The following is a 15363-nucleotide window of genomic DNA, read 5'->3' as shown; positions in this document are numbered from 1 at the left end:
GGTCAGTTCGACGTCGTCGGGGTCGTCGATGTCGGCAGGATCAGCGGGTACGGTCCAGGTCTCAGCGGGTGGGGGTGTCCGCCTCGCCGGTCTCCACCTCGCCGCGGCGGTGGACGCGGGAGGCGAGCAGACCGCCGAGGAAACCCGCCACGAGTCCCCAGAGCAGGGCGAAGCCGGCCGTCTTCCAGACGTGGGGCCGCAGCACGACCTGGCCGCCGAGTGACTCCAGCTCGCCGATGCCCAGGATCGAGAGCCCGAACCGCGCCTCGACGAGCGTGACGGGGGCGACGACCAGCATCGTCAGGGCGAAGGCGATCCCGAGGTGCAGCGCGTGCTGCCAGAGCCTGGTCCGGGCGGGCGAGCGGACGGCCGCGAGGAAGGCCACGGCCAGCACCAGCACGGCGGCCACCGGCAGCAGCCACCAGGCCCGGGAGTCGTACGAGGTGAGGGAGGACAGGTCGACGGTGGAGAGACCCGTGGTGTCCGTGCGGAGCACCGAGTCGAGGATCTGGGGCATGGGCAGCCCGAACGGCCCCTCGACCGTGCCTTCCCAGGAGCCTCCGATGCCGACGCCGAGGGCCAGCCAGCTGACGTTGGGCAGGCCGAGCAGGATCACGGCGAAGGTCTCGGCGGCGTGGCCCCTGGTGGCCGCCACCACGATCCCGATGACCAGGCCGATCGCGACGTACGCGAGCACCAGGAGCAGCATCGCGAAGGCCGGCGGGCGGACGGCTTCCTGGTAGCGGACGAGCCGGGGCGGCAGCGGCGTTCGGCGGGAGACCAGCAGGGCGATGAGGAGGACGCCGAGGATCCACAGGAGTCCGAAGCCGAGGGTGGCTCCCAGGTCGGTGCGGAAGCCGACGGTGGGGTCCGCCGCCTCGAGGAGTTCACCGAAGAGGTCGGACATCGGGTCCTGGCTCTCGCCGCCGCCGATCGAGATCGGGAAGTCGTGCCGGGCGAGGGCGGAGAGGCAGGCCAGGGCGATCAGCCACAGCACGACGGTACGGGCGACCCGGGCGAGGAGATCGCGGGTCCTGGCGACGGCGTGGTGGCGCAGCGGACGCAGAAAGCAGAACCCGGTGACCAGTGCGCCCACGAGGGTGACGGTGAGGGGCATGGCGGTGAGTTCGGCGTTCGTGCCGGCGAGCGCGCCGGCGTCGCCGGCGAGGTCGATCTGTCCGCCCGCGGCCATGACGACGACCGCGCCGACGACGTTCGCGAAGCCCCCGGGCAGGTCGGCGGCGCCGGCGGCCCAGAGGCCGAGTGCGGCGACGACGGCCATCGCGAGGAGACCGGCGAGCACGGCGACCAGGGCCTCGCCCCAGTGGCGGGCGAGCTGCTGGGCGCCGTGCGCCGGTCGGGAGGTGGTGGGGAGCTGACTGCTCACGCTGTCCACGCTAGTACCGGAGGGTGTCGTGCGCTTGCGGGCGGCACGGGCTCGGCGCACACAATGGGCCCGGAACGGAAGAAAGGGAAAAACGTGACTTCCCACCCGCCGTCCGGCCGCCCCTCGGTTCCCCCAACAGGTCCGCCTTCGGGTCCCCTCTCGGGTCCGAGCACCAGTCCCGGGGCCGCCGGCCCGCCTCCGCCCCCCGATCGGCCGCATGACGGCTCGGGGGGCGGTTCAGGCGGTTCCGGTGGCGGAGGTGACGGCGGGGGAGGTGGTGCGGGCGGCGGCGAAGGCGGCGGAGCCTGGTGGCGTTCCGCCCCCAAGGTCGCCTCGATCACTGCCATCCTGGTGGCCGCCATCGCGCTCGTCGTCGTCCTCACCCGCCCCGACGGCAACGGCGGCGGCAGTGCTGCGGGCGGCGGCGAGGTGTTCCTGCAGAACGCCTCCGCCACAGGGCCCGATCCGTTCACCAAGTCCACGGCTCGCGCCACCGGCGCCTCCCCGTCGGCCGTACCGCTGCCCAGCCCGACCAAGACGACGGACGCCAACTCCACGCGCAGCGTCAACGGTTCCGCGGCGGGCCTGTACGGCGGTACGCGCAACGTGGCCAGCTGCGACGTCGAGCAGCAGATCCGCTATCTCGCGGCCGCGCCGGCCAAGAACGCGGCCTTCGCCTCGGTCCTCGAGATCCCCACCGGCGAAGTCCCGGGCTATCTGCGCTCCCTGACTCCCTTGCAGCTGCGGGTCGACACCCGCGTGACCAATCACGGCTTCCGGGACGGCTCCCCGACCTCGTACCAGGCGGTGCTCCAGGCCGGCACGGCGGTGATGGTCGACGACCGAGGCGTGCCCCGGGTGCGCTGCGCCTGCGGCAATCCGCTGACGGAACCGGTCGCCCAGAAGGCACCGAAGACGACCGGTACTGCCTGGTCGGGCTATCAGCCCACCCAGGTGGTCGTCGTAGCGCCCTCGGTGACCGTGGTGAACGTCTTCGTCGTCTACGACCCCGAGGACGACGGCTGGTTCGCGCGCGAGCCGGGCGACCATCAGGGACAGCAGGACAAGCCGGCCCCGCCTCCGACGGCGCCCCCGTCACCGTCCGTCTCGGACTTGGTGACCGACTCCCCGGCGACGTCGCCGTCCTCGGAGTCCCCGTCCTCGCCGGCCCCGGTGTCCCCCGATTCACCGAGCCCGCCGTCGGAGCCGCCGTCGGAGCCGGCGACGGACGGGACGACCGCGGACGACGCGACCGGCGGGCCCACCGACGGGTCGTCTCCGCAGGCCGGGCCGGAGGCGCATCCCGCCCTCTAGCCGACCATGCCCCGCGGCCGGTGCCGACCGTCGTGGGTCGCTCCCGACCCCGACCCCGGCCCCGCACCGGCGGCGTACGGTGCGGGGTTGTCCGGTACGGGGTTGTCGGCACTGCGCCGCAACGCCCGCGCCTCACCCGGCAGCAGCACGGGCCCCGGGACGGTCAGCACCGGGCAGCGTGACCGGTGCAGTACGGAGCGCAGCACCGCCCTGGGGCGCATGCGCCCGAGTCGTCCCCGGCCGGAGGACCTGCCGAGGACCAGCAGATCGTCCGGCCGGTCGGCTGCCCCGCACAGCGCCGCGGCCGGGGCGTCCCTGACGACGCGTCGCACGGTCCGGAGATCGGCGGGTACGGCTCCGAGGGCCTCCTCGAAGGCCCGGTCGAGGCGCAGCCGGGCCGCCTCGCCCCACATCCGCTCCCATGCCCGGTCGGGCGTGCGGGCGAAGAGCGCCTCGCCTTCGGGCGGCTCCCAGGCCAGCACCGCGAGCAGTTCGGCCCCCTCGCGCCGGGCGAGCGCGGCGGCGTGGCGCAGAGCGGCCAGCGAGGCGAGCGAGCCGCTCACACCGACGACGATCCGGCGGCCGTTCACGCCGGCTCGCAGGGGCTGCTCACCGGGGCGGTCGGCAGCGAGCCGCGCGGCGCGCCCTCCCGGCGGCCGGTCTCCAGGCGGCCCGTTGCACGCGGCCCGCCCTCCCGGCGACGGGGCTCCGCGCGGCCGGTCTCCCGGCGACGGGCCGCCGCGGCGCCGAGCCTGCGGATCCATGCGCCGATCGGCAGGGGCTCCGCCACCCGCTCCTCGGCACGCCGCTGCCACATCCTCTCGTCACGGTCGGTGAGGTATCCGGACATCGCTCGTCTCCTCTCTCCAGCCCTCTCGCTCCGTCCGTCCCTTTCGGGACGGGGCTACCAGGCCACTGAGAAGGAGTCTGTAGTCTTATTGGCCTGGACAGCAGAGCCAATGGGGAGTGATTGGCATGGCAGAGGGTCGAGTGGTCCGCACTGTGGTCCACACCGCGGACCGCACACTGACGGGCCGCCAGCTGGCAGCGCTGCTCACCCGGCCGCCGGAGGGCAGGTTCGGCTACCGGGAGCTGGCCCGGGCCATCCGGGAGACCCTCCTCGACGGGCGGGTCGCGCTGCGGATGCGGCTGCCGGCCGAGCGGGAACTCGCCACGGTGCTGACGGTGAGCCGTACGACGGTCACCGGCGCCTACGACCTGCTGCGGGAGAGCGGGTACGCGCACAGCCGCCGGGGCGCGGGCACCTGGACGGCGCTGCCGGACAGTCAGGCGCCCATCAGTCTGGCCACGTTCCACGGCCACTCCGACGCCGCGATCGACCTCGCGCTCGCCGCGCCGGAGGCCCCGGTCGACGAACTCGCCGAGGCGCTCGCCGTGGCCTCGGCCGAGCTGCCGCGCTATGCGCGGACCCAGGGGTACCACCCCTTCGGGCTGCCGGAACTGCGCACGGCCATCGCCGACCGCTACACGCGGCGCGGGCTGCCCACGCGCCCCGAGCAGATCCTCGTCACGACCGGGGCACAGCAGGCCGTGTCCTTGGCCCTGGCGCTGCTCGGCGGCCCCGGCGACCGGGCGCTCGCCGAGAACCCCTCGTACACCAACGCCCTGGACGCCATGCGCGGTCGGCGGCTGCGCATCACCCCCGTACCGGTCACCGAATCCGGCTGGGACAGCGGGCTGATCGAAGCGGCGCTGCGCCAGACAGCGCCCCGACTCGCCTATCTGATCCCCGACTTCCACAATCCGACCGGCCATCTGATGCCGGACGCGCAGCGCCGGGAGGTGGCGCGCTCCGCGCATGCCACCGGTACGTGGCTCGTCGTCGACGAGACGCTCGCGGACATCGCCCTGGACGTGCCGGTCCCGCGACCGTTCGCGGCGGTCGCGGGGCCGGGGCACGGCGAGCAGATCATCAGCGTCGGTTCGCTCAGCAAGGGCTGCTGGGGCGGGCTGCGGGTCGGCTGGGCCCGGGCGTCGGCACGGGTGATCACCGAGCTGGCGCGGGTCCGCATCACCGCCGACCTCGCGGGTTCGGTCCTGGATCAGCTGGTCGCCGCCGAGCTGATCGACCGTCTGGACACCATCCTGCCGCGCCGCGCGGAGGAGCTGCGGCTGCGCCGCGAGGCCCTGGCGACGGCGCTGGCGCGCCATGTCCCGGAGTGGCACTGGACCATGCCGCCCGGCGGGCTGTGCCTGTGGATCGACCTCGGCCGTCCGATCGCCTCCGCGCTGGCGGGGCGGGCGCTCCGGCACGGGGTACGGGTCGAGGGCGGCGCCCGGTTCGGGGTGGACCCGGGCACCCACGAGCACCGGCTGCGCATCCCCTTCGCGCTCCCGGCGGACGTCTACGACACGGCGGCCGAACGCCTGGCGGCGGCCTTGTCGGGCGCTCCGGCGCGGATCTCGGACCCGGATCTGCCGGACTGGGTGGCCTGAGGAGGCGGCGCTCCGCTGCGGCGGGCCGGGGCGAAATCCGGATGCCCCGCCCGCGTGGTGCGTGTACGGTCCACCGAGTGGAACCTCTCACCGACCAACAGATCCGCTCGTCGTTCGTGAACTGCACGAAGGGCGAGGCAAGCCGGCTCAAGCTGCCGCTGGACTTCGCCGAACTCCCGTGGCAGGACCTCGACTTCCTCGGCTGGGTCGACCCGGGCGCACCGCTGCGCGCCCATCTCGTCGTCCCCCGGGAGGAGGGCCCGCTCGGCATCACCCTGCGGGTGCCCGCGACGAGCCGTACCAGCGCGGTGAAGTCCAGCCTCTGCCAGGTCTGCCTGACGGGCCACGCCTCCTCGGGCGTGACCCTGCTCGCGGCGCCGCTCGCCGGCAGCCGGGGCCGCGAAGGGAACACGGTCGGCATCTACATCTGCGCCGACCTGGCCTGCTCCCTCTACATCCGCGGCAAGCGCCAGCCCAAACTGCGGGCGGGGCGACACGAGGAATCCCTGAGCGTCGACGAGCGCATCCTCCGGACGACCACCAACCTCGACGCCTTCCTCGCCAAGGTGACGGCGGGCTAGGACATGGATCAGCGGAAGGCCTGCTCGCCCGTCAGCGCCTTGCCGATGACCAGGGAGTGGACCTCGCTGGTGCCCTCGTAGGTCAGTACCGACTCCAGGTTGTTGGCGTGGCGCATCACCGGGTACTCCAGGGTGATGCCGTTCGCGCCCAGGATGGTGCGGCATTCGCGGGCGATGGCGATGGCCTCCCGTACGTTGTTCAGCTTGCCCAGGCTGACCTGCTCGGGTGTGAGGGTGCCCGCGTCCTTGAGGCGGCCCAGGTGGAGGGCGAGGAGCATGCCCTTGCCGAGTTCCAGGGACATGTCCGCGAGCTTCGCCTGCGTCAGCTGGTAGGAGGCGAGTGACCGTTCGAAGACGATGCGGTCGCCGGCGTACGAGATCGCCGTCTCGAGGCAGTCGCGGGCGGCGCCGAGGGCGCCGAAGACGATTCCGAACCGGGCCTCGTTGAGGCAGCCGAGCGGGCCGGACAGGCCGCGTGCCGCCGGGAGCATCGCGTCCGCCGGCAGTCGTACGTCCTCCAGGACCAGCTCGCTGGTCACGCTCGCCCGCAGCGACAGCTTCTGCTTGATCTCGGGGGCGCTGAAGCCGGGGGTGCCGGCGGGTACCAGGAAGCCGCGGACTCCCTCGTCGGTCCTTGCCCAGACGACCGCGACATCGGCGACCGAGCCGTTCGTGATCCACATCTTGGTGCCGTTGAGCACCCAGTCGCCGCCGTCCCGCTTGGCGCGGGTGCGCATGGATCCGGGATCCGAGCCCGCGTCCGGCTCGGTGAGGCCGAAGCATCCGATGTACTCGCCGGCCGCCATGCCGGGAAGCCACTGCTGCTTCTGCTCCTCCGAGCCGTACTTCCAGATCGCGTACATGGCGAGCGAGCCCTGGACGGAGACCAGGCTGCGCAGGCCCGAGTCGACGGCCTCCAGCTCCAGGCAGGCCAGACCGTAGGCGACGGCGTTGGTGCCCGCGCAGCCGTAGCCCTCCAGGTGCATGCCGAGGACACCGATGCCGCCCAGCTTCCGCGCGAGCTCGCGGGCGGGGATCTCCCCCTGCTCGAACCAGCCGGCCACGTGGGGGCGCAGCTCACGGTCCGCCATGGCCCGGACGGTCCGGCGGATCTCCCGCTCCTCGTCGGTCAGCAGACCGTCGATCCCGAAGAGATCGAAGGGGTGGACGGGGGACGACTTCGACGCGTTCGGCGACTGGGGCGACTGCGGCGACGGCTTCACGGACGGCCTCCTTGCTGGTGCGGCTACTCGGCGTGCCGAAGCGTAGCGGGAGATCGGATTTTGGATCCAGTATTGAATATCTGATCTCCGGTGCGTACGTTCCCCCTGGATCCGATCACCGGGCGGAGGAGAGCGGAGGACAGCGGCTATGCACGCAGATCACGAGGGGACGGCCGGTCCGGGCGCCCTGTCCGGGATCGTCGTCGCCGACTTCGGCCGGGTGCTGGCCGGCCCGTACATGACGATGCTCCTGGCCGACCTCGGCGCCGACGTGATCAAGATCGAGCGGCCCGGTTCCGGGGACGACACGCGCGCGTGGGGCCCTCCCTTCGCGGACGGCGAGGCGACCTACTTCCTCGGGGTGAACCGGAACAAGCGCTCCGTCGCCCTCGATCTGACGGACCCGGCGGACCGCGAGACGGCGCGGGCGATCGTCGACCGTGCCGACGTCCTGGTGGAGAACTTCCGGCCCGGCACGATGGAGAAGCTCGGTCTCGGGTACGAGGACGTCCGGGGCTCGAACCCCGGGCTCGTCTACTGCTCCGTGACCGGTTTCGGCGCGGCCGAGGGCGCCCACCTGCCCGGCTACGACCTTCTCGTCCAGGCCATGGGCGGGCTGATGAGCGTCACCGGCGAGCCCGGCGGCCAGGGCACGAAGGCGGGTGTGGCGCTGGTCGACGTGATCACCGGACTCCACGCGGGCCTCGGCGTCCTCGCCGCCCTGCGCCACCGGGAACGTACCGGCGAGGGCCAGCGGGTCGAGGTCTCGTTGCTCACCTCGCTGCTGTCCGCGCTCACCAACCAGTCGGCCGCTTACCTCGGCGCGGGAGTGGTCCCCGGCGCCATGGGCAACCGGCACCCGAGCATCGCCCCGTACGAGGTGTTCGAGGCCGAGGACCGGCCGCTCGTCCTCGCCGTGGGCAACGACCGCCAGTTCCGGACGCTGTGCGCACGGCTCGGGCTCGCCGGTCTCGCCGACGACGCCCGTTTCGCCACCAACACCGCCCGCGTCGCCCACCGCGAGGAACTGCTGCGGGCCCTCGCCGGTCCGCTCGCCGAGCGGACCGCGGACAGCTGGTTCGAGGAGCTCACCGCCGTCGGCGTGCCCTGCGGGCCGATCAACGATCTGGCCGCCGCCTTCGACCTGGCCGACCGTCTCGGCCTGGAGCCCCGCGTCCCCACCGAGGCCGCCGGCCCGGGCCAGGTCGCCCATCCGATCGCGTTCGGCGCCACGCCGCCCGTGTACCGGGCCGCCCCTCCGCGCCTGGGCGAGCACACCGAGTCCCTGCTCGGCGAGCTGGGGCTGCGCCCCCGTACTCCGTAGGAAAATGTACGGATCCGGCGTCGCGCGACCGCGCGCCGGTCACGGAACGAAGGAAGGTCACTGGCGATGAGCAGCGCGGTGCAGAAGCGGCGGCCGCCGACCGCCCAGCAGTTCGTCCTCGAGGAGCTGCGGCGCGCCATCACCACCGGGGAGCTGCGGCCCGGCGACCAGATCCGTCAGGACGCGCTCGCCGCCCGGCTCGACGTCAGCCGGGTTCCGCTGCGTGAGGCCCTGAAGACCCTGGAGGCCGAGGGCCTCGTCGTGCACCACGTCCACCGGGGGTACTTCGTCGCCGAGCTGTCCCTCGCGGATCTGGAGGAGATCTACCGGATCCGGGAGCTGCTCGAGACGGAGGCGGTCCGCCTGGCCGTCGTCCGCGGCGAGGACGGACTGGTCGCCACGCTGGAGCGGATCCAGCGCGACGTGGAACGGGCGGCCGATGCCGGGGACGTGACGGAGATGGCCGCGGCCAACCGCCGTTTCCACTTCACCCTGATCGAGGCGTCCGGGATGCCCCGGCTGGTCCGGCTCATCGGCACGCTGTGGGACGCCACCGACGCCTACCGCTCGCTCTACTACACCGAGGTACCGAACCGGGAGCTGGCCGTGCGCGAGCACCGGGCGGTCATCTCGGCGGTGCGCCACGGCGACGAGAAGGCCGCGGTGCGCGAGCTGAGTGCGCACCGGGCGCACGCGGTCGCGGCGTTGCGGGAGGTCCTGGACCTGGAGTGAGCCGGCCCGGAGGCCGGTCGCCGGGGCGGAAAAACCGGATGCCCGGCCCGGGACCGATTCCCTAGCCTCGACGGCATGGATCACAGACGCCTGCTGAACATCGTCGACGTCGAGGCGACCTGCTGGGAGGGGAAGCGGCCGCCGGGGGCGGTGAGCGAGATCATCGAGATCGGCCTCACCGTCGTCGATCTGGACGCGGGTGAGCGCGTCTCCCGGCACCGTGTGCTGGTCAAACCCGCACGTTCGAGGGTGAGTTCGTTCTGCACGGAGCTGACCGGTCTCACGCAGGCGGAGGTGGACACCGGTCTGGACTTCGCCGCCGCCTGCCGACTACTCGCCGTCGAGCACGCCACCGGGGTCCACCCGTGGGCCAGTTGGGGCGACTACGACCGCAATCAGTTCACGCACCAGTGCCGGGTGACGGGCACGCCGTACCCCTTCGGACATCGCCACACCAACGCCAAGGCCGTCTTCACCGAGGCGAACGGCCTGCCCAAGCGTCCGGGCATGGCCCGCGCGTTGGAGCTCGCGGGGCTGCCGTTGGAGGGCCGGCACCACCGGGGCGAGGACGACGCCTGGAACATCGCGGCGCTCGTCCTCCAGTTGAACGCGCGCGGCGCCTGGCCCGCGTAACTCGTTCAGAAGGTTGACAGGGTCATCACATCCTCACCATTCTGAGAGCGCTCTCAGCTTCCTCACGCCCCCCACCCCGAGGAGCCCTCCCCCATGCCTTCCCGCCATCGACGCAGGCTCGCTCTGCTCGCCCCGGTCACCGCCGCCGCCCTCATCGGCACCGCCGTCGCCGTCGCGGGCCCCTCCCCCGCGGTCCGGGCGGCCACCACCCCGTCGGCCGCCCCGGCCGCCGCTCCCGCCGCCGTCCCCGCCACGATCCCGCTCACGTTCAGGAACAACTCGGGCCGCGGCGAGCAGGTGTACGTCTACAACCTCGGCACCGAACTCTCCACCGGCCGCCAGGGCTGGGCGGACGCCAACGGCACCTTCCACCCCTGGCCCGCGGGGGGCTCCGTGCCCGTCCCCGCGCCCGACGCCGCCATCGTCGGCCCCGCGAACGGCGGGTCCATGACGATCCGTCTGCCGAAGTTCTCCGGGCGGATCTACTTCAGCTACGGCCAGAAGCTCGTCTTCAAGCTCGCGACCGGCGGTCTCGTGCAGCCCGCCGTACAGAACCCCAGCGACCCCAACCGGAACATCCTCTTCAACTGGTCCGAGTACACGCTCAACGACTCGGGCCTGTGGATCAACTCCACCCAGGTCGACATGGTCTCGGCCCCGTACGCCGTCGGCGTCAAGCGTCCCGACGGCAGCGTCGCCACCACGGGCCGGCTCAAGCCCGGTGGCTACAAAGGCTTCTTCGACGCGCTCCGCGGCCAGCCGGGCGGCTGGTCGGGCCTCGTCCAGACCCGGAGCGACGGGACGGTGCTGCGTGCCCTCGCGCCGGGCCACGGCATCGAGGCCGGCGCGCTCCCGGCAGGCGTCATGGACGACTACATCAACCGTGTGTGGTCGAAGTACGCCGGCTCGACACTGACCGTGACCCCGTTCGCGAACCAGCCGTCGGTGAAGTACTACGGCCGGGTCTCCGGCGACGTCATGAACTTCACGAACAGCGCGGGGGCCGTCGTCACGTCCTTCCAGAAGCCCGACTCGGACAGCGTCTTCGGCTGCTACAAGCGCCTCGACGCGCCGAACGATCAGGTCCGGGGCCCCATCTCCCGTACCCTCTGCGCCGGCTTCAACCGCTCCACCCTGCTCACCAACCCCAACCAGCCGGACACCTCGTCGGCCGGCTTCTACCAGGACACGGTGACCAACCACTACTCGCGCAAGATCCACGCCCAGATGGCGGACGGCAAGGCGTACGGTTTCGCCTTCGACGACGTCGGCGCACACGAGTCGCTGGTGCACGACGGCGATCCGCGACAGGCGTACGTCACCCTCGACCCGTTCGACTGACCCCGCACCGTCCCCGGCTCCGCGTGAGGGATCATGGACGAAGGAGCGGAGAAGGGACGGAACCGACCATGCGGAACCGCAGTGTGGCCGACCTGATGACGCCGACCGCGGTGGCCGTGCAGCCGGGGACGTCGTTCAAGGAGATCGCGCGACTGCTCGACGAGTACGGCATCACCGCCGTGCCCGTGGTCGACGAGGACAACCGGCCGGTCGGGGTGGTGTCCGAGGCGGATCTGCTGCGACGCCACACCGCCAAGGGCGGGCCGAGCACCGCGGGGGCCATGATGTCCAGCCCCGTGGTGGTGGCCCGCCCTTCGTGGACGGCGGTCGAAGCGGCCCGGCTCATGGAGCGGCACCGGGTGAAGCGGCTGCCGGTGGTGGACGCGAACGGGCAGCTCATCGGTGTGCTCAGCCGGAGCGATCTGCTCCAGCTGTTCCTGCGGCGCGACCGGGCGATCCAGGAGGAGATCCTGGAGGACGTGGTCACCCGGATCCTCGGGCTCTCCCCCGCCGCGCTCCACATCGACGTCGACGAGGGCCGGGTGACGCTCAGCGGCACGCTGGAGCGCCGGAGCCTCGCGCCGGTCTTCGTCCGGCTCTGCGAGAGCGTGGACGGCGTCGTGGAGGTCGTGGACCGCCTGTCGTACGAGGACGAGGACCAGGACCAGGACGAGGCCACGGGCGAAGAGGGGGACAGGGGCGGGGACCGGGACGACCAAGGGGACACCGACGCGCACCGCGTCGGGGCCACCGGCACGTACGCCGGCCAGGACACCGGCGAGGCTCCGCCCCGGCCGTGACACCGGACCGGGCCCGTCGGCGGTAGGCCGACGGGCCCGGTGCGGATGGCGATCCCGTTACGAGACCGCCTCCGGCCATCCGTATCCGGGACCAGTGTGCTGGGGTACGGTCCCCGCGCCCACCGCCTCCATCTCGCGGTTGGCCTCTCGCATCAACTGGCCGGCCAGGTCCTTCATGGCCCGGCTGGCGGCGAGCTCGTCGCCGATCGCCGGAACATCCACGTCCGACGGGTTGCACCGTGCGCTGCCGTGGCCGGTGAGGGTCGACGTGCCGGTGTTCAGATGCGCCTCGGCCTTGGTCCTGCCGTCCTCTTCGACCAGTTCCAGGCCGACCGTCCACTCGAGGGTCCGTGTCATGGTCTGCCTCCTCGCGCCGTCGGGACGCGTGGGACCGCAGCGCGTCCCTTCTTCTCCTTCCAGGATCCCGCTCCGCGCGCGTGAGCGCGCGGCGACGGAGAGGCCGACAGCCTCACCCACCGCTGTCGGCCTCGTACCCGTCGTACGCGTTCGTAGGCGTCGTACGCGCGTCGCACCCGTCGTACGCGCGTCGTCCGTGCGTCAGCCCTTGACGCGGACGCGGTTCAGGGGCGCCGGGGAGATCTTCTTGTGGGCCCTGAGGTAGTCCACGAAGCTCTCGTGGTCGGCTCCGTCGCGGACGGGGGCGGTGTAGCCGGCGAAGGCGCTGTAGCCGTCGGCGCCGATGACCGTGTACGCGAGCGCGGCGACCCGGTAGGTCCGCTCGGGGTCCAGCGGTCGGCCGTTGATCAGTACGTCGCGGGGCGAGACGCGGTCGCCGACCGGACGCGCCGGGTCGTAGCGGTACGAGACATTGCGTGAGACCGCGAGCGGGGCGGACTTCACCGTGCCGTTGGGCTGCTTCTGCCACTGCTGCTCGAGGATCGCGTCCAGCTGACGCCCCTTCACGCTCACGGTGAGGACCGGGTTCCCGTAGCCGTAGACGTTCCAGGACTCGCCGTACAGGATGCGGCCGTCGGCGTCGGCGGGGTGGCTGCCCTTCGCGTACGGCAGGTCGCCGCGGACGGCGGTGCTGCCCTGTGCGGGCTGCGCGGCGATCAGTGCCAGGTCGGCCCGCCCGTCGGGCGTACGGTTGGCGTTCCAGTACTGGACGTCGGCGTACAGGTCGGCGGCGGTGCTCTCCCCCGCGGCGTTCGGCGTACGGGTGAAGGAGCCGGTCTGGGTCGCGAGCGGCTGGGCGAAGCGCTCGGCGCCGCGCGCGGCCCAGTGGTCGACGATCTTCTGGACCTCTCGGTCCGGCGCCACGTCGCGGGTCACCGCGTGGTTGACCGACCGGGTGCGGTCCCTGAGGACCTCACCGGTCTTCGGGTCGAGGGACAGGTTGATCTCGCTGATCAGCGCGCCGTGGTTGCCGGCTTCGACGACCGGGCGCGGCTTGCCGGCCGGGTCGGGCACCATGCAGTTGAAGCGCGAGTGCCAGTCTCCCGTGACGACCGCGTCGATCTCGGGCGTGACCTTCTTCGCGAGCTCGATCACCGGCCCGTAGGCGGAGTCGCACACGTCGTAGCCGGAGGTCGCCGCGGACTTCGGCGAACCGCCCTCGTGCACGTTGAGGACGATGGCCTCGACGCCACGACGCCGGAGCTCCTTGGCGTACCGGTCGATCGTCTGCGCCTGGTCGAGTGCCCGCAGTCCCGGCTGGTAGGACGTCGAGCCGGTGACGGTGGCTTCCACCGTGGTGGAGATGAAGCCGACCGGGACGCGCTTGCCGTCGGCGCCGCGGAACCACTCGATGCGGTACGGGTCCACGACCGTGCGACCGGTCCGCTTGGAGACGATGTTGCCGGACAGGAAGTCGAAGTCCGCGCCGTGGAACCGGCGTCCCGTGGAGTCGGTGAAGCAGCTGTCCACCCCGACCGTGCCGAAGCAGCGGCCGTCCTCCATGTGATTCACGAGGAATTCCGGGGACACGTCCAGCTCGTGGTTGCCCACGGCCGAGAAGCGCAGGCCCAGCTTGTTGAGAACCTCGATGGTCGGCTCGTCCTGGTGTGCATCGACTTCGAAGGGCCAGCCGGAGAAGTTGTCACCGGTGGAGAAGAAGACGGAGTTGGGGTGCCCGGACCGCAACCGGGTGAGGTGGGTGGCGAGATAGGCGGCGCCACCGACGGTGACCGAGGTACCGCCGCCCGCGGGTATGCGTCCGCCCTGCCCGGGGGTGGGCGGCTGCAGGTAGCCGTGGAAGTCGGTGATGCTGAGGAGTTGGACATCGATGGGGTCGTCTGCGGCGGCCGGTGTGACGGAGAGCGCGCCGCCGACGAGGGTGGCGCTCGCGGCGATGACGCCGATCCGGCGAAGGACGTTTCTCAAGGCGATGACTCCTTCGGAGTGGGACGAGCAAACCCATCTCAACTCCTGCTGGTGTCATGGCCATGAACGTCGTACAGCGCTCCAAGGCATGGTGAATGACGGGCTCCATCGCAGCCCGGCCAGGCACGTCACGTCCGCAATCTGGCCTCGTCGACAGGGGGTCCGTCCACGCGCGCGTGAACGCGCGGCGACGGCACGGGCGGTAGCGCCGACTCGACGTCGTCCAGGGCGCGCCGGGCCGCCTCGATCCGCTCGCGCAGCCGCGCCTCGTCGGACACGTCCTTGCCGACGAAGGCGCCGGTGGCCGTCCCTTCCGCCTCCGCCTTCTCGATCTCGCGGGCCTCCTCCAGTGAGTTGATGACGACGCCGATCAGCACGTTGACGAGGACGAAGGAGGCGATGAGGACATAGGAGACGTAGTAGAGAAAGCTCCACCGGGAGATCTCCAGCCCCGCGTGGACCGCGTCACCGAGCCCGTCGAGCGTCATCAGGAGGAAGAGGGTGAGGACGGCCCGGCCGATGGATCCGAAGTGCTGGGGGTCGTGCGCGGCGAAGAAGACCCAGCCGACCATCGCGTACACGTACAGCAGCAGCGCGCCGACCAACAGGAAGCTGACGGTGCCGGGCAGGCTGCGGCCGACGGCGACGAGGACGATCCACAGCTGGGGCAGGAACCGGGCCGCGCGCAGCACGCGGGCGAGCCTCAGCAGGCGCAGGATCGTGGAGTTCTCGCGCGCCGCGGGGACGAACGCGGCCAGAACCACGACGAGGTCGAAGACGTTCCACGGGTCGCGGAGGAAGTCCCCGGGCCGGACGGCGTGGACGCCGGCGCGCAGGACCATCTCGGTCGCGAAGGCCGCCAGGAAGAGGTGCTCGACCACCTGCAGTTCGGCGTGGAACCGGGCGGTGACGCCCGCGTACGTCTCCACCCCGAGCACCGCGGCGTTGCCGAGGATGAGAAGGAAGACCGCGGTGGCGAACCAGCGGGCCTCGGTGATCTCACGACACCGTTCCGCCACCCGGACGCGGTGGCTGCGGCCCGCCACGGCGGACTGATCGGGCATGTCGGCGCTCCTCGATTCGTTGAACCCTGGTCATGTGTTCCAACGGCGGGGACGCTCAAGGGTTCTGGGTGCGCTCATGACCGGCGGAGGGCCCGATCCGACCGTACGTGGAGGTCCGGTGACCTTCGTTCAAACGTTTGGTGACGGCCCCGTCCCGACTTGTT

The 15363-nt window shown here is 72.0% G+C and carries 14 protein-coding genes and 1 pseudogene; 8 read left to right on the top strand and 7 right to left on the bottom strand.

Annotation, left to right across the window (positions count from 1 at the left end; all coding sequences use genetic code 11):
- Nucleotides 1-61 precede the first annotated feature (61 nt).
- The gene (locus ACFV9D_RS11745) at nucleotides 62-1396 is read right to left on the bottom strand and encodes a streptophobe family protein (RefSeq protein ID WP_385144250.1); all 1335 of its coding nucleotides are present in this window, start codon (nucleotides 1394-1396) and stop codon (nucleotides 62-64) included.
- A 342-nt stretch (nucleotides 1397-1738) separates the two neighbouring features.
- Between ACFV9D_RS11745 and ACFV9D_RS11740 the strand changes: the two genes are divergently transcribed.
- Complete coding sequence (locus ACFV9D_RS11740; RefSeq protein ID WP_385144248.1) at nucleotides 1739-2701, top strand: DUF6777 domain-containing protein; 963 nt, start codon at nucleotides 1739-1741, stop codon at nucleotides 2699-2701.
- Here the strand turns inward: ACFV9D_RS11740 and ACFV9D_RS11735 are convergent.
- A complete protein-coding gene (locus tag ACFV9D_RS11735) occupies nucleotides 2698-3291 on the bottom strand; it encodes a universal stress protein (protein WP_385144246.1) in 594 nt (197 codons plus the stop codon). The genes ACFV9D_RS11740 and ACFV9D_RS11735 overlap by 4 nt on opposite strands.
- Nucleotides 3288-3551, bottom strand: coding sequence for a hypothetical protein (locus tag ACFV9D_RS11730; protein ID WP_385144244.1), 264 nt, complete (start codon nucleotides 3549-3551; stop codon nucleotides 3288-3290). The genes ACFV9D_RS11735 and ACFV9D_RS11730 overlap by 4 nt, the downstream gene beginning before the upstream one ends.
- 125 nt (nucleotides 3552-3676) lie before the next feature.
- Here ACFV9D_RS11730 and ACFV9D_RS11725 point away from each other — a divergent pair, with 125 nt between their 5' ends.
- Nucleotides 3677-5158, top strand: a complete 1482-nt coding sequence (locus tag ACFV9D_RS11725; RefSeq protein WP_385144242.1) for a PLP-dependent aminotransferase family protein — start codon at nucleotides 3677-3679, stop codon at nucleotides 5156-5158.
- A gap of 41 nt (nucleotides 5159-5199) precedes the next feature.
- Entirely contained in the window at nucleotides 5200-5739 is a 540-nt protein-coding gene (locus ACFV9D_RS11720) for an FBP domain-containing protein (protein ID WP_385144240.1), read from the top strand.
- 8 nt (nucleotides 5740-5747) lie between these two features.
- Here the strand turns inward: ACFV9D_RS11720 and ACFV9D_RS11715 are convergent, their stop codons facing one another.
- Nucleotides 5748-6962 carry an acyl-CoA dehydrogenase family protein gene (locus tag ACFV9D_RS11715; RefSeq protein ID WP_385144238.1) on the bottom strand — a complete coding sequence of 405 codons (1215 nt, stop codon included), beginning with the start codon at nucleotides 6960-6962 and terminating at the stop codon, nucleotides 5748-5750.
- 148 nt (nucleotides 6963-7110) lie between these two features.
- On the opposite strand from ACFV9D_RS11715, the gene ACFV9D_RS11710 reads away from it, so the two are divergent.
- From ACFV9D_RS11710 to ACFV9D_RS11690, 5 genes and pseudogenes are all read left to right on the top strand, one after another.
- Nucleotides 7111-8286, top strand: coding sequence for a CaiB/BaiF CoA transferase family protein (locus ACFV9D_RS11710; RefSeq protein WP_385144236.1), 1176 nt, complete (start codon nucleotides 7111-7113; stop codon nucleotides 8284-8286).
- 66 nt (nucleotides 8287-8352) lie between these two features.
- Entirely contained in the window at nucleotides 8353-9018 is a 666-nt protein-coding gene (locus ACFV9D_RS11705; protein WP_385144234.1) for a GntR family transcriptional regulator, read from the top strand.
- A gap of 75 nt (nucleotides 9019-9093) precedes the next feature.
- Nucleotides 9094-9651, top strand: a complete 558-nt coding sequence (locus tag ACFV9D_RS11700) for an exonuclease domain-containing protein (protein WP_385144232.1) — start codon at nucleotides 9094-9096, stop codon at nucleotides 9649-9651.
- A 93-nt stretch (nucleotides 9652-9744) separates the two neighbouring features.
- Nucleotides 9745-10992 (top strand): glycoside hydrolase family 64 protein, encoded by a 1248-nt coding sequence (locus ACFV9D_RS11695; RefSeq protein WP_385144230.1) that lies wholly within the window; start codon nucleotides 9745-9747, stop codon nucleotides 10990-10992.
- A gap of 68 nt (nucleotides 10993-11060) precedes the next feature.
- Nucleotides 11061-11657: pseudogene (locus ACFV9D_RS11690) on the top strand (CBS domain-containing protein); the annotation flags it as partial.
- Nucleotides 11658-11849: 192 nt separating this feature from the next.
- Here the strand turns inward: ACFV9D_RS11690 and ACFV9D_RS11685 are convergent.
- The 3 genes from ACFV9D_RS11685 to ACFV9D_RS11675 all read right to left on the bottom strand — a co-directional run bounded on the left by ACFV9D_RS11685 (nucleotide 11850) and on the right by ACFV9D_RS11675 (nucleotide 15199).
- Nucleotides 11850-12149, bottom strand: a complete 300-nt coding sequence (locus tag ACFV9D_RS11685; protein ID WP_362016706.1) for a DUF1876 domain-containing protein — start codon at nucleotides 12147-12149, stop codon at nucleotides 11850-11852.
- Nucleotides 12150-12350: 201 nt separating this feature from the next.
- The gene (locus ACFV9D_RS11680) at nucleotides 12351-14135 is read right to left on the bottom strand and encodes a bifunctional metallophosphatase/5'-nucleotidase (RefSeq protein WP_385144228.1); all 1785 of its coding nucleotides are present in this window, start codon (nucleotides 14133-14135) and stop codon (nucleotides 12351-12353) included.
- Between the two features lie 128 nt (nucleotides 14136-14263).
- Nucleotides 14264-15199: an ion transporter gene (locus ACFV9D_RS11675; RefSeq protein ID WP_385144226.1), complete on the bottom strand. Its 936-nt coding sequence runs from the start codon at nucleotides 15197-15199 to the stop codon at nucleotides 14264-14266.
- Nucleotides 15200-15363: the final 164 nt, after the last annotated feature.

Origin of the sequence: Streptomyces sp. NPDC059875 (genome assembly GCF_042731085.1) — a bacterium.
Classification (GTDB): domain Bacteria; phylum Actinomycetota; class Actinomycetes; order Streptomycetales; family Streptomycetaceae; genus Streptomyces.
This window is presented reverse-complemented; position numbering and strand designations above follow the sequence as displayed.

Coding starts and splice junctions, on each gene's coding strand:
- ACFV9D_RS11725 (WP_385144242.1), top strand. CDS start 3,677: ATGGCAGAGGGTCGAGTGGTCCGCACTGTGGTCCACACCGCGGACCGC.
- ACFV9D_RS11730 (WP_385144244.1), bottom strand. CDS start 3,551: ATGTCCGGATACCTCACCGACCGTGACGAGAGGATGTGGCAGCGGCGT.
- ACFV9D_RS11685 (WP_362016706.1), bottom strand. CDS start 12,149: ATGACACGGACCCTCGAGTGGACGGTCGGCCTGGAACTGGTCGAAGAG.
- ACFV9D_RS11720 (WP_385144240.1), top strand. CDS start 5,200: ATGCCCCGCCCGCGTGGTGCGTGTACGGTCCACCGAGTGGAACCTCTC.
- ACFV9D_RS11700 (WP_385144232.1), top strand. CDS start 9,094: ATGGATCACAGACGCCTGCTGAACATCGTCGACGTCGAGGCGACCTGC.
- ACFV9D_RS11705 (WP_385144234.1), top strand. CDS start 8,353: ATGAGCAGCGCGGTGCAGAAGCGGCGGCCGCCGACCGCCCAGCAGTTC.
- ACFV9D_RS11695 (WP_385144230.1), top strand. CDS start 9,745: ATGCCTTCCCGCCATCGACGCAGGCTCGCTCTGCTCGCCCCGGTCACC.
- ACFV9D_RS11710 (WP_385144236.1), top strand. CDS start 7,111: ATGCACGCAGATCACGAGGGGACGGCCGGTCCGGGCGCCCTGTCCGGG.
- ACFV9D_RS11675 (WP_385144226.1), bottom strand. CDS start 15,199: ATGCCCGATCAGTCCGCCGTGGCGGGCCGCAGCCACCGCGTCCGGGTG.